The following is a 14713-nucleotide window of genomic DNA, read 5'->3' on the forward strand; positions in this document are numbered from 1 at the left end:
TGCACTGGGCGGCGCTGCCGCCGTCGGTGCGGACGTAGTACGTGGCGGCCTGGGCCGAACCGATGGCGCCGAGGCCGAGTGAAGCGAGAAGCAGGAAACGGGTCAGTGAACGGGGCTTGGGGGAAACCGGTAAGTCAGGGCATAACGATAAGGGAGGGTGGAACTGGGCGTTGGAAGCGTGGGGCACGGTAGAGCTCCGGAAGGATTTCGGGGGAAAGGTCCATCCGTGGTCCAGGTCGCGCACTTTAGGGGGGGATGCCTGCTTTCATGTACCCGAAAGTTCTGTAATTGTGGGTTGTGTCGCATTTTTCCCGCCCCGGCTTCTGCATTTGCGACCCTTGTCCGTGGTAAAGAGCCCCGTTCAGCTTTTGTTTGAATCGCTTGTTTGCCCACGGTCCGGCCCGCCCCGGCGTTGGCCCCCCGGGCGTTCTTCCTGCGTTTGCCTGCACAGGCGGCCACGTTCCCGCGTGGCCGCGCATGCGCGAGGAAAATTGTCGATGCACTGGAAGATCAAGGCAGCGATCCAGAACGCCATTGCCGTCCTGCCGGCGTCGGTCTCCTATCCGGCCCAGTTCTGGCTCCAGAGGCGGTTCGGTGGGCTGAGGGCGATGAATCCGGTCGACCGGCTCTCCGCCGGGATCGAGACCTGGAAGCGGATCCAGGCCCTGGGCCAGGATCCCTCCGGCAAGGTGTTCTTCGAGGTGGGCACCGGGCGCGTGCCCGTGGTGCCGCTGGCGTACTGGCTGCTGGGCGCGGACCGGACGGTCACCATCGACCTCAATCCCTACCTGCGGGCGGACCTGGTCGAGGAGAGCATCGGCTACATCCGCGACCATGCCGGGGAGATCAGGGGCCTGTTCGGTCCATTGCTTCGCGAGGAGCGGATGGCGGCGCTGCTGGAATTTGCCGATGGCGGCTTTTCGCTGGAGCGCTTCCTTTCACTGTGCCGCATCGAATACATCGCCCCCGGCGATGCCGCCCACACCGGGCTTCCCGACGGATCGATCCACTTCCACACCTCGTACACCGTGCTCGAGCACATCCCCGAACCGGTGCTCGAATCCATCATGGTGGAGGGCGAGCGGGTGCTCGCGGACAACGGCCTGTTCATCCACCGGATCGACTACAGCGACCACTTCTGGCATTCGGACGAACGGATATCCGCGATCAATTTCCTGCAGTTCTCGGACAGGCGCTGGCAGAGGTTCGCAGGCAACCGCTACATGTACGTCAACCGCCTGCGCCACGACGACTACCTGCGACTGTTCGAATCCACGGGCCAGCGGATCGTGATGGACGAACCGAAGGTGGACCCGAAGTCGCAGCAGCTGCTGCAGGAGGGCGGCATCCGCCTGGATGCGCGGTTCAGCGCCAAGCCGTTGGATATCCTCGCCATCAAGGGCGCATGGATCGCATCGCGCAAGGCCGCCTAGCTGTGTAGGCCCGGGGTCCTGTCGACAACCATCCAGAAGCCGAGCCAGGTCAGGTCCGCGGTCGGAATGTCGCGGAATCCGGCGGCCAGTCCGGCGCGTATCCGGTCGATGTCCTCGGGCGCCAGCTGGCCGGTGTCGGCAAGTGCCCTGAACCTCAGCCCGTGGCGGTGGACGAGTTCCCTGTACTTGTCGACGCGCCAGCGGTTGGGATTGCCCTTGTGGCTGTTCATGAGCCGATAGGCGGGCTCGGGCCAGGTCAGGAAGTCGAAGGGCAGGTAGCGATCCATGCCGTGGCTCTTCAGGTCGACCTTGTGGATGGCGACGCCGTCGGCGCGGAGGGCCGCGGCCATGTCGGCGATCGTCATGTCGAGCTGGTCGACGTGCTCGAGGACCGCGCGGGACACGATCAGGTCGTAGCTGTCCGGCCGGTCGATCAGGCCGTCGGGGGTGACCACGTAGCGGACGGCTTCGGGATCGAGGCCGCTGGCCGGGTCGCCGAACTCCTTGAACGCCCGGCGCGCCCGGTCCCGCTGCGGGGGATCCAGCGAATCGATGATCGCAAGATAGGTGCGGATGTTGGTGTCGCTGATCCGCTGGATCGGGAAGCGGTCCACGCAGTGCACCGACGCCGCGCCGTGGGCGTACATCAGCAGGGCCACCGCCAGCACGTCGCCGGGGCCGTACTCGAGCACCGACTTGCCGGCCAGGTATTCGTCCGCGGGCCTGCCGTCGGCCAGCCGTTCCATGTACTCGTTGAAGCAGCGGATGAAGTAGGCGGCGATCTCCGCCGGTTCTTCGCTGCCCTTGCCGCGGCCGGTCTGCCGGGTCAGGCCGAAGTACAGGCCCGGCGTGAAACGGGCCATCTGGTTGGTCAGTACCGCCTTGGCGAAGCGGACGGCATCGCGTCCAGGGCTCTCCGAATACATCGATCGTCTCCCAGTCGATGGCGCGGCAGGGGCGGCCTTCGGGCACGGCCGGCACCGCCGCGGGGGCATGCATCGGTGACAACGCAGGCCCGGCCCGGACAAGGACAGTCGCCGCGGGCATGCGTCGTCAGGGGCGGCGCCGTGACCGGCGGAAGCGGTGTTGCACGTTCACCTGCAACGAGCGGTTCCTGTTCCTGGCAGAGGGGTGAGTGATGCTGGAGGTGATGTTCTGGGGCGCGATCGCGATGCTCGCCTACATCTACGTGGGCTACCCGCTGCTGGCGATCGCGATCGGCCGGCTGTTCCCGCGCCACGTGCGCCGCGGCGACTGCGAGCCGTCGATCACCGTGATCATTTCCGCGTACAACGAGGAAAAGAGCATCGCCGCCAAGATCCGCAACACGCTCTCGCTGGATTACCCGCGGGAGAAGCTGGACATCATCGTGGCTTCCGACGCGTCCATCGACGGCACCGACGGGATCGTGCTCGGCTTCAACGATCCCCGCGTGCGGCTGCTCCGCGTGGAAGGGCGACTCGGCAAGACCGCCTGCCAGAACGCCGCGGCGGACGTTGCCACGGGCGACGTGCTGCTGTTCGCCGACGCCACCACGATGGTCGAGGCCAAGGCCCTGCGAGCGATGGCCAGGAACTTCAACGATCCCGACGTGGGCTGCGTGGCCGGGCGCCTGGTGTACACCTCGAAGCTGGCCGATGCGACCGGCAACGGCGGCACCTCCTACTGGAAGTACGAAAGCGCGCTGCGGATGGCGGAGAGCGCGCTGGGCTCCCTGATCGGCGTCAGCGGCCAGCTCTATGCGGTGCGCGCGGCCGTGTACCGTCCGATCGCGCCGGACCTGATCAGCGACTTCGTGATCGCCATGGATGTCCGCGAGATGGGTTTCCGCACCGTGCTCGAGCCCGGTGCGGTCTGCTTTGAGGAAACCCTCGACCGTTCCGACCAGGAACTGTCCATGCGGGTCCGGGTGACCCTGCGCAGCCTGCTCGCGCTCGCCAGGAACCGCCACCTGCTGAACCCGCTGCGGTACGGGAGCTTCGCGTGGCAGCTGGGTTCGCACAAGCTGCTGCGCTACCTGTCGCCGGTGTTCTGGCTGGTCGCGCTGCTCGCCAACATCGCGCTCGCCCTGCAGGGGCAGGGGCAGTACGTGCTGCTGCTGCTGGCGCAGGTTGCCGGGATCGCGGTCGGCCTGCTCGGGTTCCATGCCAGCCGCAGGTTCGGAGGTTCGCGGCTGCTGGCCCAGCCCTACTACTTCCTGCTGACCAATCTGTCATCGGCGATCAGCCTGGTGCGCTTCGCCAGGGGCGACAAGGTCGTGGTCTGGACGCCGCTGCGATGATGCGGCGCCTGGCGCGCCATGGACGGAGCCGGCCGGGAGCTGCCTGAGCATGTGCGGTATCACTGGATTCCTCGGGGGAAGCGGCATCGACGGGCGTGCCGTGGTGGCCGCCGGCATGGCAGACGCGCTCCGGCACCGCGGGCCGGACGACGCCGGGACCTGGGTGGACGACGAAGCGGGCATCGCACTGGCGCACCGGCGCCTGTCGATCCTCGACCTGTCGCCCGCCGGGCACCAGCCGATGCCGTCGGCCAGCGGACGCTGGGTGATCGTCTTCAACGGCGAGATCTACAACCACGGCGAACTGCGCCGGAAGCTCGAGCAGACGGGGGCGGCCAGCGGCTGGCGCGGCCACTCCGACACCGAGACCCTGCTCGCGGCGATCGAGGCCTGGGGCGTGGACGTCACGCTGCGCGCGAGCATCGGCATGTTCGCGTTCGCAGCCTGGGACCGCCGGGAGCGGGCCTTGTGGCTGGGGCGCGACCGGGCCGGCGAGAAGCCGCTGTACTACGGATGGCAGGGCGACGCCTTCCTGTTCGGCTCCGAGCTCAAGGCGCTGCGCGCGCATCCTTCGTTCATCGGCGAGGTCGACCGCGGCGCCCTGGCGCTGATGCTGCGCCATAACCACGTACCCGCGCCGCATTCGATCTACAGCGGGATCGCGCAGCTGCCGCCCGGGACCTGGGCGGTGCTCCGCCCGGGTCGTCGCGAGGTCGACCCCGTGGCGTACTGGTCGCTGGCCGAGGTGGCCGAGCAGGGGCAGGCGCAGCCGTTCGAGGGCAGCGACGAAGAGGCGGTCGATCATCTCGAGAACCTGCTGGGCGCCGCCGTGCGCCGGCAGATGGTCGCCGACGTGCCGCTGGGCAGCCTGCTGTCGGGCGGCATCGATTCCAGCCTGGTCACGGCCCTGATCCAGGCGGGCAGCCCGCAGCCCGTTCGCACCTTCACCATCGGGTTCGAGGAAGGCGAGTACGACGAGGCGGGCCACGCGCGCGCGATCGCATCCCACCTCGGGACCCGCCATACCGAGCTGCGCATGGCCGGCAGCGACGCGCTGGCGATCATTCCCGACCTGCCGGCGATGTACGACGAGCCCTTCGCCGACAGTTCGCAGCTGCCCACGCACCTGGTCATGCGCATGGCGCGCGAGCACGTCACGGTGGCCCTGTCCGGCGACGGCGGTGATGAATTCTTCGGCGGGTACAACCGCTACCTTCTCGGCCCGAAGCTGTGGCGCAGTATCGGCCGCGTGCCTTCGGGGCTGCGCGGGCCGCTGCTGCGCGCGGCGGCGGCCCTGCCGTCGGCGCTGACATCCAGGCTCGGGGCGCCCCAGGCCGCACCCAAGCTGCGCCGGCTGGCGAGCGTGTTCGCCGACGGGCGCATCGACGGGATGGACGATCTCTACTGCCGCCTGGTGTCCGACTGGTCGAATCCGGAGAGCGTGGTGCAGGGCGCCCGAATGCCGGACAACCTGCTCGACCAGCGCTGGCTGTGGCCCCGCCTGCACGATCCCGTGGCGCGGATGATGGCACTGGACGCGATGACCTACCTGCCCGACCACGTGATGGTGAAGGTCGATCGCGCGGCGATGGCGGTGTCTCTGGAAACCCGTGCGCCGCTGCTCGACCGCGACGTGATGGAGTTCGCCTGGACCCTGCCCATGGACATGAAGCTTCGCGACGGGCGCGGGAAGTGGCTGCTTCGCAGGCTGCTCGACCGCCATGTGCCCACCGCGCTGTACGACCGGCCGAAGATGGGTTTCGGCTTTCCGCTGGACCAGTGGCTGCGCGGGCCCCTGCGCGACTGGGCCGAGGCCATGCTGGAACCGCAGCGGCTGCGCGAGGAGGGTTTCCTCGACCCGGTGCCCGTCCGCATGGCATGGGAACAGCACCTCCGGGGCACGGCGGCCTACGGGATCCGGCTGTGGTCGGTGCTGATGTTCCAGTCCTGGCTGGCCGCCAGCCGCGGGCGCTGAGCCTCAGGGGCGCGTGCCGCCGTCCTGCCGGGTGCAGGGCATGGCCGCGGCGGCGGTCGCCGTGCTGCCGGCGAGCGTCCCGACGTCGAAGGCGGCCAGGCCCATGCCGGTGAGCTTCGGGTCCCGGCCGCAGCGCGAGCCCGGAGGGCAGGACGCGACGTTCCAGGCGACGTTGCCCGACGCCGTCACCCGGCCCGGTGCATCGCCGGCGTTGAGCGGGCGAGTCGAGCCGTCGGCGAAATAAGGGAAGCCCACAACGACGTTGTCGATGATGTTGATGCGGTCCGAAGACTGCCCACCGGTGTGGACGATCTGCGCATCGCCTTCGCCGGCGAGGGTGTTGTGGCGGACGGTGACGGTGTCGTTGCCGGTGAGGTTGAGGAGCAGGGTGGCGCCGTAGGCGCGGCAGCTTTCGCTGTCCTGCATGGTGTACTTGCCCTTGAAGAAGGTGCAGTGGCCGACGATGACGGAGTTTTCGATCAGGGCGTTGCCGGTGACCTTGACCTGGTTGCCGGCGTTGGCGACGGCATAGACGCGGCGGAGGGTGACGCTGGAATCGTTGCCGCCGTCCATGTAGAGCAGGTCGAGGCCGTCGGAGGTGTTGTGGTGGATGTAGGCGTCCTCGATCAGCCAGTGGCCGCCGGTGGCGGCGGTGCCGAGTCCGTCGCCGTAGCCGCCGGACTGCTGTCCCCAGCAGGCCCAGGCTTCGCCGGTGGCGACGCGTTCGCCGCAGCCGTTCCAGCCGATCTCGATGTCGCGCATGACGATGTTGCCGGAGTTGGAGGAACTTCCGGAGCCGAGGTCGCCGACCCATCCGGCGGTGCCGTTGCGGTTGAGCTTGACGCGCTCGAGGGTCCAGTCGGTGAGTCCGCCGGCCTGGATGCCGCGTGCGCCAAGGCCGTGGAAGTTCATGTCATGGAGCCAGACGTTGCGCGAGTTGCTGGCGTAGAGTCCGCCACGCGCCCAGGCGCCGCCGCTCTGGCAGCCTGCGGAGGGGTGTCCGTAGACGCAGTCGCTGAGGTCGGTGACCTCGAGGTGTCCGATCTCGACGTTGGAGCTGTTGGTGAGGTCGATGACGCGGTGGATGCCGTTGATGCCGGCGAGCTTGGGCACGCTGCCGCCGGTCCTGCCGAGGATGCGGGTGCGGTTGGAGGTGCTGCCGCTGGGCACGGGCTGCATGGCACTGCCGATCTGGTAGGTGCCGCTGCCGATATAGAGGGTGTCGCCGCCGGCGATGCGTGCGGCGCCTGATGCGGGGAGTGCGACGAGGGGGCTGTTCCAGGCGCAGGCCTGTGCGGAGCCGCTGCCGGGGTAGGCCGCGTCGCTGCGGCCGGTGCACTGGGCGGCGCTGCCACCGTCGGTGCGGACGTAGTGGATGGTGCCGCCGTGATCCCGGTCTTCGACCAGGGCCGTGGCAGGCGGTGGCCGCGGTGCCTCGACGCGCGTGCAGGCGGGCGGCGCTGCCGCATGCACGGGCAGCAGGCCGGCTGCGCACGCGCCGGATACGGCCAGCATGCCGTGGACCGTCCGCCGGATCGCGCCCGGGCCGGAGCGCTTCATCCGCCCGCCCGCTGCCGCTGCCTTGCGACCAGTCCCGGCATGGCGCGTGCCGCGAGCGGGAACCTGGCTGCGGGGCTGGCGACGGGTTTGGCCGCAGGGCCCAGGCGTGAGGTTGCCGCCTGTGCGAGCAGCAGGCCATGGCGCTCCATGAGCCCGCAGAGGATCCAGAAACTGTTCATCACCAGGGCCGCGAAGAACGGACTGCCATAGAGGTTGCTCGCGGCCACGCAGAGCACGGCCACGGTCATGCCCAGCGCCAGCGCCCGGTCTTCGGGCAGGCCGGCATGGGCGACCCTGCGCAGCCGCGATGCCAGCACCAGCAGCCTCCAGAACAGCCAGAGCATCATCGCCAGCCCGAAGGGCCCGCATTCGGCCAGCATCAGCACGAATCCGTTGTGCGCGTCCATGCCGGGGAAGTTCGAGTACTCGCCGATGTGGTCGTCGAACTGTCCGAGTCCAACGCCCAGGGGATTGGCCGCCAGCATCGCCGCGGCGCCTTTCCAGATGTCCAGGCGGCTGGCCGTGCTGTCGTCCATCGATGCGGTTCCGCCCGCGCCGACCTGGCGGGTTTCCTCGATCCGCTGCACTGCGCTTTCCGGCATCAGCGCGGCACCGGCACCGGCAAACAGCAGGCAGGCCAGCAGCGCCGCCGGCACGCCCCGGTGGAACAGGAGGAGCAGGATGCCGAAGGCCGCGATGACGTAGGACTGGCGCGAGAACGTGAACAGGATCGCGGCCACCAGGACCACGCTTCCCGCCAGCGCGATCAGGCGGACCGAGCTGCGGCCGTCGCGGCGCAGGGCGAGGGCGACCGCCAGCGGCAGGAACATCGCGAAGAACACGCCGGCGCGGTTGGCTGCGGTGATCTCACCGAAGGGTCCGGTGGCGCGCTGGTCGCCCGCGAACTCGCCCAGGTCGAACTGCAGGCCCTGGATGACGGCCTCCAGCCCCGCCAGCACGGCCACCACCACGACCAGCATGATCAGGCGCCGGGTGGTTGCAAGGTCCATGCCGCAGTGGCGGTAGGCGAGGTAGAGCAGGGGATAGATGACGGCGTACTTCGCACGGACCAGGTCGCCGCCGGGATCGGAAGCGTCGTGCCGCAGCGCCAGGACGTAGCCCACCATCAGCGCCAGGAACAGGCCGGTCAGCGGAGGCAGCAGCCAGCTGCCGCCCTGCAGCGGTCGCGGTTCGCGCGGACCGAAGATGCCGGCACCGGCCAGCAGGACCAGGGAGAGTCCCACGCCCATGTCCGCAGGCAGGTGCAGCGCGTTGGGCAGCATCACGATCGGCAGCGCGTAGAACCAGTGCATGGCCGGTGCGCCTAGTGCGGGGGGCGCGGTGCGCGCGCGAGCGTGGCCGGCGCGGGAATGCGTCCACGGCCGCGGTGCGCGGCCAGGCAGCGTTCGTAGACCGCCGAAGTGGCGGCCGCGAGCGCCGTCGGGCCGTGGCGCGCAGCTATCCACGCGCCGGCGGCAAGGGCAAGGCGCTCACGCAGCGCCGCGTCATGGCTGATGCGCCGCATCGCCGCGGCCAGCGCCATCGCGTCGCCGGCAGGGAACAGCAGCCCGGTGCGGCCATCGTCGACCAGCTCCGGGGTCCCGCCCACGGCGGATGCGATCACCGGGCAGCCCGCGGCCATGGCCTCCAGCAGCGCATTGGACTGGCCTTCGAAATGCGATGGCAGCACCAGGAAGTCGGCCGCCTGCATCAGCCGCACCGGATCGCGTTGCTCGCCGAGCAGGTGGAGGCTGGCGCTCACCCCTGCGTCCGCGGCGCGGGCCTGGATCGATGCGCGCACGGGGCCGTCGCCGGCGAGCGCGATCCAGGGGCGCTCGTCCGGCGCCATCGCCGCCAGGGCATCGACCAGGCAGGGCAGGTTCTTGGCTTCCACCAGCCGGCCCACGAACAGGCCGAACACGCGACCCTCCGGAACACCCAGCGAGCGGCGGATCGCTTCGCGCCCGCCCGGTGCGAGGGCGACCGGCACGCCGACGCCATTGGCCACCGTCGACACTTTCGCTTCCGGCACCCGCGCGTGGCGCACCACCGCGCTGGCGCCGGCATGCGAATTGGCGATGACCGCCGCGCAGCGGCCGACCACCATTCGCTTGGAAAACCACTGCCAGGCAGGCCTGTCGACGTCGAAGCTGCGCTCGGAGGCGACCAGCACTGGACGACGCCCCGAGATCCCGCGGGCGAGCACCGACCAGAGTTCGGCGGTCTGCGAATAGGCGTGGACCAGGGCATAGTCGCGGCGTCGCAGCAGCCCGGCCAGGGCGAACAGGAACGGCGGGTCGATGCGGCGCCGCTTGGGGATCAGATGCACGCTGACGCCGCTGCGCCGGATGTCGTCGACCAGGTGCGATCCGCTGCGGAAATAGGCCAGCTCCGGCTCCCAGCGCGTCCGGTCCAGGCCCGCCAGCAGGTGCTGGATCTGGCGCTGGCTGCCACCCACCTCCATGCCGTCGATGACGAGCAGCAGGCGTTCAGGCGGCATGGCCGAGGGCCTCCGTCATCAGGCCGTGCAGCCTGAGTGCCTCCTTGCGCGCATCGAACTCGAGCTCGATGCGCTCGCGCGCGGCGGAGGCGACGCGCTGGCGCAGCCCCTCGTCCTCCAGCAGGCGCTTCAGCGCATGTGCCAGCCCGGCGGCGTCGCGCTCGGCGGCCAGCAGCCCGTGGACGCCATCGCTGATCAGCTCGGGCACGCCCGACACCGGACAGCTGACGACCGGGCAGCCGGCGGCCATCGCTTCCATCAGGGCCACGGGAATGCCGTCGCGGCTGCCGTCGGCCGCGATTTCGCAGGGGAGCACGAAGACCGAAGCCCGGTCGAGCGCGGCGCGCACCGCCTCCTGCGGCAGGGCGCCGCCCATGCTGACCCGTGCGCCGAGCCGGTGCCGGTCGACCCGGGCCTGGAGTTCGTCGCGGAACGGCCCTTCGCCCACCAGGTCGCAGTGGAAGGCGACGCCGTCGTCGCGCAGCAGCGCCAGCGCATCGATCAGGGTGGCGAAGCCCTTCTCCGGCGACAGGCGCCCCACGCCGAGGATGCGGGGTTCGTCGCGCCCCCCGGGTCGCCACGGGATCTGCTCGAGGTCGACGCCGCAGTGGACGACCTTCATCTTCTCCGGCGCGAGCGGCGACACGTTGCTGCCCAGCCAGTCGACGTTGTGCTGTGAAATGGTGACCGCCAGCGCCGATTCGGAGATCTTGCGCGGCAGCATGTGCCGGTTCACGAAGATGTCGTGGGCATGGCAGGTGAAGCCGAAAGGCCGGTCCAGCGCGTGCGACAGCACCCACGCCGCGGTGGACGGGCACGTCGACCAGTGGGCGTGGATGAAGTCCGGGTCGAAGCCGCGGAGCCAGGGCAGGTGCTCGAGCGCGCGGGCCATCGACAGCAGCGACTTGAGCAGCACGACCGGCATGCGCCAGGTTTCGGCAACGATGGTCGCGGCGTCGCGGACGACCTGGCGTGGATGCGCGAACAGTGCGCGCGCCGTGTTCCACAGACCGGCAGGCCACGGCCGTGGCTGGAGCACGCGGTCCATCAACGCGGCGGCCTCGGCATGTACCAGCCCCCCCGCCGGCGCCTTGAGGGACAGGATCCGGACATCGATGCCGCTGTCGATCAGGGTGCGGATCTCGCGGACGATGAAGGTCTCCGTCCAGCTCGGGAACAGCGACACCACGTACAGGACGCGCCGCGGGCGCGGCGTGTCGACGCTGCTTGCGCTGTCATCGATGATGGCTTCAGGCATGCCATTGAGAACGTGGTGCGGCGTGGATCGCGGCCACGCCCGCGTCGCTGCCGGCCGGCGGCTTCACCGGCGCCACAGCATGGCGATGCTGGCCACGTTCTCGCTGTATTCGAAGTCCGCGTTGTTCGAATCGCGGGTGTTGCGGTAGACGCCTCCCAGCAGGGACAGCTGCCGAGTCCAGCGGTATTCCGCCTCGATGCCGTACGTGCGGTCGCGATCCTTGCGTCCGGACGCAGGGAACTCGCGCCTGAGCGCGAGCGCCTGCAGCGACAGGGTGAGGCGCGGGCGGACGCGGTAGCCGATCTCGACCTGGCCGCTGTAGTCCTCGTGGTCGTTCCCGGTGTCTTCCAGGTAGCGCTGGCTGCGGTAGCGCGGCCGCAGCCGGACCTCCAGGCGTTCGCCGCGGTAGCGGTAGTCGAGTGCGAACCGCTTCTGGCGGTACACGTCCGCGTTCACCTGCAGGCCGGAGGCCGACATGTCGTACATCGCGAAGTCGTTCAGGTCGGCCTGGCGGACGATGAGGTCCTGCGTGCTGTCGGCGAGCTGGTAGCGCGCGTCGGCATGGAGCCGGCTGCGGGCGGTGGGCGTCCAGGTGACACTGGCGCGGGCCAGGCCCGCGGACTCCGTGCCGCTACCGGCCTCGGGGCGCAGCCGGGAGCGGCCCAGCTCGAACTCCATCAGGCCGCGCGCGTATTCGCGCCGGTAGCCGACGTAGGCGTCCTCGCGCGAGAAGTCGGACATGCCGCCGGCCTCGTCGAAATCGGCCCGGGTGGCGACGACGTTCAGCGAGGCCTGGTGGGTCGGCCCGAGCTCGCGCTGCAGCCTGGCCGCGGCGCTGTAGCGGTCGCCGTTGAAGTCACGGCTGACTTCGGCGTGGCTGTTGGCGGCGCGCAGGTCGAGCTGGAAACGGGTCGCGTCGTTGAAGCGCGCATGGAAGCTGGGGCCGCCGATGAAGACGTTGACCCGCTGCACGTTGCCGGGCGAAAGCCCCACGCCCAGGTCCACCGGCTGGTGGCTGAGGTAGTCCTCGAGCACGAGGTCCACGTGCTGCGGCACGATCGACCAGTCGAGCTGGGCCGCGATCTCGCCGCGCCATTCGTTGGAGTAGGTGTTCTCGAGGTAGTTCCGGTGCTCGATCTCGCCGCGTGCCTCGAGCTTGACCGCCGACCCCCGGCGCTCGAGGGCGAAGCGCAGGTGCGGTGCCAGCACCGTGTCGCTCAGGCCGCCGTACTCGCCGAGATCGATGTTGTCGCTGTGCACCGCCGACACCCCGAACTCGTACTCCAGGTCGACGGCAAGGCAGGTGGTCGGCAGGGCGACCAGCAGCGCGAGGCACGGCAGCCGCCTTGGCCTGCGGGCGGCTGGAATGCGGCGTTTGGCCCGGTGTCCGTTCTTCATGGGTGATCCTCATGCCCCCTCGTTGAAGACCACGCCGGCGAACTTGTGCGGGTCGAAGTTCGCCGCGGCGCGGGCGATCTGTTCCGGGCGGTCGCGCCCATAGCCGGACACCAGGATCACCACGTCGGCCAGGTCGGCCAGGATTCTTGCGTCCGGGGCGCCGTTCACCGGCGGGCTGTCGAGGATCACGTGGCGCAGCGGCGAGCGGCTGCGCAGCACGTCCACCAGCAGCCGCATGCGGAACGACGACAGGTATTCGGCATGGTCGCCCGACGAGATGCCCGCGGGCAGGAGCAGCAGGCGCGGGATGCCGGTGTGGTAGAGCATGCTGCCCACCAGGGTCGACGGGTTCTCCAGGTAGTTCACCAGCCCGCCCTTGTCGGCTTCGACCCGCATGGTCTCGTGCTGGCTGGCCGCGAACAGGTCGCAGTCGACCAGCACGGCGCTGGTGGCGTCGTCGAAGGCGAATGCCGCGGCCAGGTTGCGCGCCACGAAGCTGCCCCCGCTGCCGCGGCTCACCGGCGCCACCAGGATGATGATGCCGTCGTCGTTGCGGGTGGCCGCGATCAGGCGCGTGCGAAGTTCCCGGAAGGCATCGACGTGCGGATTGCCCATCTCCGAAAGCGAGATCGTCGAACGCTCCTCGACCTGCGCCGGAGTGAGCGCCGTCGGCGGCTCGGCATCGACCAGTGACCGGTACTCGACCAGCCGCTGTTCGATGCGCCGGTCAGCGCGTGCCAGTACATCGGGGGCGGGTTCCATCATGGAGGCCTACTTGAGCGTCAGGGCGACGGCGTACGAGATCGGGACCGCCAGCATCAGCGCCGTGGCCAGCGCGAAGCGATGCCGGTTGCGCGCGCGGCTGCGGCGGTTGTTTCCCTGGGGGATCGATCCGAGCACGGGCAGTCCGGCGACGGTCTCGATCTGCGACGGCGTGCGCACGCGCTGGTCGAAGCGCAGCTTGCCGGCCAGCAGCAGGGCGGGCACCGCCACGGCCAGGAACAGCACGCCGATCGCGAGGTGGGTCAGGCTGATGCTGCTGGAGCGCAGGGGAATGTTCGCGGGATCCTGGACGCGGAAGTTCAGGCCGCCGCGCTGGATGTCGAGGTTCATGGCCAGCCTTGCGTTCTCGCGGCGCTCGAGCAGGTCCTGGTACAGGGCGCGGTTGACCTCGAAGTCGCGCGTGAGGTTCGCGAGCTCGCTGCCCAGCGCGGCGACGCGATTGAGCCGTTCCATTTCCTGCATCAGCAGGTTGTTCCCGGCCGCGACCCGCGACGCCGAGCCCATGCTCCGGCTGCGCGCCTCGGTCAGCCGCCCGCGGTCCACGCCGTTCCCCGGGGCGGGCGCGGCGCTGGCCGTGCCCGTGGCGATGCCGCCCTGGCCCAGCTGGGCCTCGAGGTCGCTGATCTGCCCCTGGATGCGGACCATGTCCGGGTGCTGCTCGGTGTAGCTGCCGGACAGGCGCACCCGCTCGGCCTGGAGTTCATCCAGCCGGGCCTGGATCGGTCCGGTGCGCGCCTGCGCGACGCTGATGCCCTGCTCTCGCGAGACGTGGGAGGCCCAGGCGCCGACCTGGGACTGCTGCTCCGCCTGGTCCATCAGCGAGCGGTCGATCGCCATGCGAAGCTCGCTGATGCGCCGCGTCACGTCCTCCTGGTCGCCAAGCAGCACTTCCGGATGCGCCTTACGGTACTGCGCCAGCCGGTCCTCGGCGTCGTTGAGCTTGCGCTGGTAGTCGTCGACCTGCGAATCGATGAACTCGAAGGCGGCGCGGCTTTCGCGCTCCTTGGTGCGGAAGCTTTCCTGGATGATCAGTTCGCCGAAACGCTCGGTCACCCGCTGCGCGCGCCGCGGATCGGTATCGGTGTAGCTGATCCGGATCAGCTTGAGGTTCTCGCGCGGGTTGGCGATGTCGGTGCGGGCGATGACCTCGTCGGCCAGCTGTTCGCGGCGCAGCGGGTCGCTCGCGGCGCCCGGCCAGCCGCCGGTCTCGATGATCTCGTCCATCGACTGGCTGCTGAACGCCACTTCGCGGGCGATCGCCGCGCGGTCGACCACCGTGGTCGGCACGGTGCGTCCTTCCAGCAGCGGTTCGATGATGTTGGTCTCCTCGACCAGCAGCGTGGTCGATGAGGTGTAGGACCTGGGCGAAAGCATCGCCAGGGCCAGGCCGGCGATGGCGATCGCCGCGAACAGGCCGGCAAGCAGCACTGAATGGCGCCGGACTTCCCTGGCCACGACCGGCACCAGCTGCGGCAGGCTGGGCCGGCTTTCCGGGGCATGCCATTCGATGAGATTGCTCATGTGG

At 69.7% G+C, this 14713-nt stretch carries 11 protein-coding genes; 3 read left to right on the forward strand and 8 right to left on the reverse strand.

From position 1 onward, the window contains the following. Window positions 1-497 precede the first annotated feature (497 nt). Window positions 498-1433, forward strand: coding sequence for a class I SAM-dependent methyltransferase (locus tag E2170_RS04635; RefSeq protein WP_132999439.1), 936 nt, complete (start codon window positions 498-500; stop codon window positions 1431-1433). On the opposite strand, the gene E2170_RS04640 is transcribed toward E2170_RS04635, so the two are convergent. Beyond that, entirely contained in the window at window positions 1430-2359 is a 930-nt protein-coding gene (locus E2170_RS04640) for a methyltransferase domain-containing protein (protein WP_165942154.1), read from the reverse strand. The two genes, E2170_RS04635 and E2170_RS04640, sit on opposite strands and share 4 nt — an antisense overlap. 212 nt (window positions 2360-2571) lie before the next feature. On the opposite strand from E2170_RS04640, the gene E2170_RS04645 reads away from it, so the two are divergent. Together E2170_RS04645 and asnB are read left to right on the forward strand one after the other, a co-directional pair. Further along, window positions 2572-3714, forward strand: coding sequence for a glycosyltransferase family 2 protein (locus E2170_RS04645; protein WP_132999441.1), 1143 nt, complete (start codon window positions 2572-2574; stop codon window positions 3712-3714). Window positions 3715-3763: 49 nt separating this feature from the next. After that, entirely contained in the window at window positions 3764-5689 is a 1926-nt protein-coding gene (gene asnB / locus E2170_RS04650) for an asparagine synthase (glutamine-hydrolyzing) (RefSeq protein ID WP_132999442.1), read from the forward strand. Between the two features lie 3 nt (window positions 5690-5692). Here asnB and E2170_RS04655 read toward each other — a convergent pair whose 3' ends face one another. From E2170_RS04655 to E2170_RS04685, 7 genes are all read right to left on the reverse strand, one after another. Continuing rightward, window positions 5693-7204, reverse strand: coding sequence for a hypothetical protein (locus E2170_RS04655; protein WP_132999443.1), 1512 nt, complete (start codon window positions 7202-7204; stop codon window positions 5693-5695). Between the two features lie 41 nt (window positions 7205-7245). Then, window positions 7246-8562, reverse strand: coding sequence for an O-antigen ligase family protein (locus E2170_RS04660; RefSeq protein ID WP_132999444.1), 1317 nt, complete (start codon window positions 8560-8562; stop codon window positions 7246-7248). Between the two features lie 11 nt (window positions 8563-8573). Then, window positions 8574-9749 (reverse strand): glycosyltransferase, encoded by a 1176-nt coding sequence (locus E2170_RS04665; RefSeq protein ID WP_132999445.1) that lies wholly within the window; start codon window positions 9747-9749, stop codon window positions 8574-8576. Next, window positions 9739-11007 carry a glycosyltransferase family 4 protein gene (locus E2170_RS04670; RefSeq protein ID WP_132999446.1) on the reverse strand — a complete coding sequence of 423 codons (1269 nt, stop codon included), beginning with the start codon at window positions 11005-11007 and terminating at the stop codon, window positions 9739-9741. Before E2170_RS04670 ends, E2170_RS04665 begins: the two co-directional genes overlap by 11 nt. Before the next feature lie 63 nt (window positions 11008-11070). After that, on the reverse strand, window positions 11071-12405 hold the full coding sequence (locus tag E2170_RS04675; RefSeq protein ID WP_132999447.1) for an outer membrane beta-barrel protein: 1335 nt from the start codon (window positions 12403-12405) through the stop codon (window positions 11071-11073). Window positions 12406-12414: 9 nt separating this feature from the next. Further along, window positions 12415-13170, reverse strand: coding sequence for a P-loop NTPase family protein (locus tag E2170_RS04680; protein ID WP_132999448.1), 756 nt, complete (start codon window positions 13168-13170; stop codon window positions 12415-12417). A 6-nt stretch (window positions 13171-13176) separates the two neighbouring features. After that, the gene (locus E2170_RS04685; protein ID WP_132999449.1) at window positions 13177-14709 is read right to left on the reverse strand and encodes a hypothetical protein; all 1533 of its coding nucleotides are present in this window, start codon (window positions 14707-14709) and stop codon (window positions 13177-13179) included. Window positions 14710-14713: the final 4 nt, after the last annotated feature.

This window comes from Luteimonas arsenica, from assembly GCF_004352825.1.
GTDB classification, from domain to species: Bacteria; Pseudomonadota; Gammaproteobacteria; order Xanthomonadales; family Xanthomonadaceae; genus Luteimonas; species Luteimonas arsenica.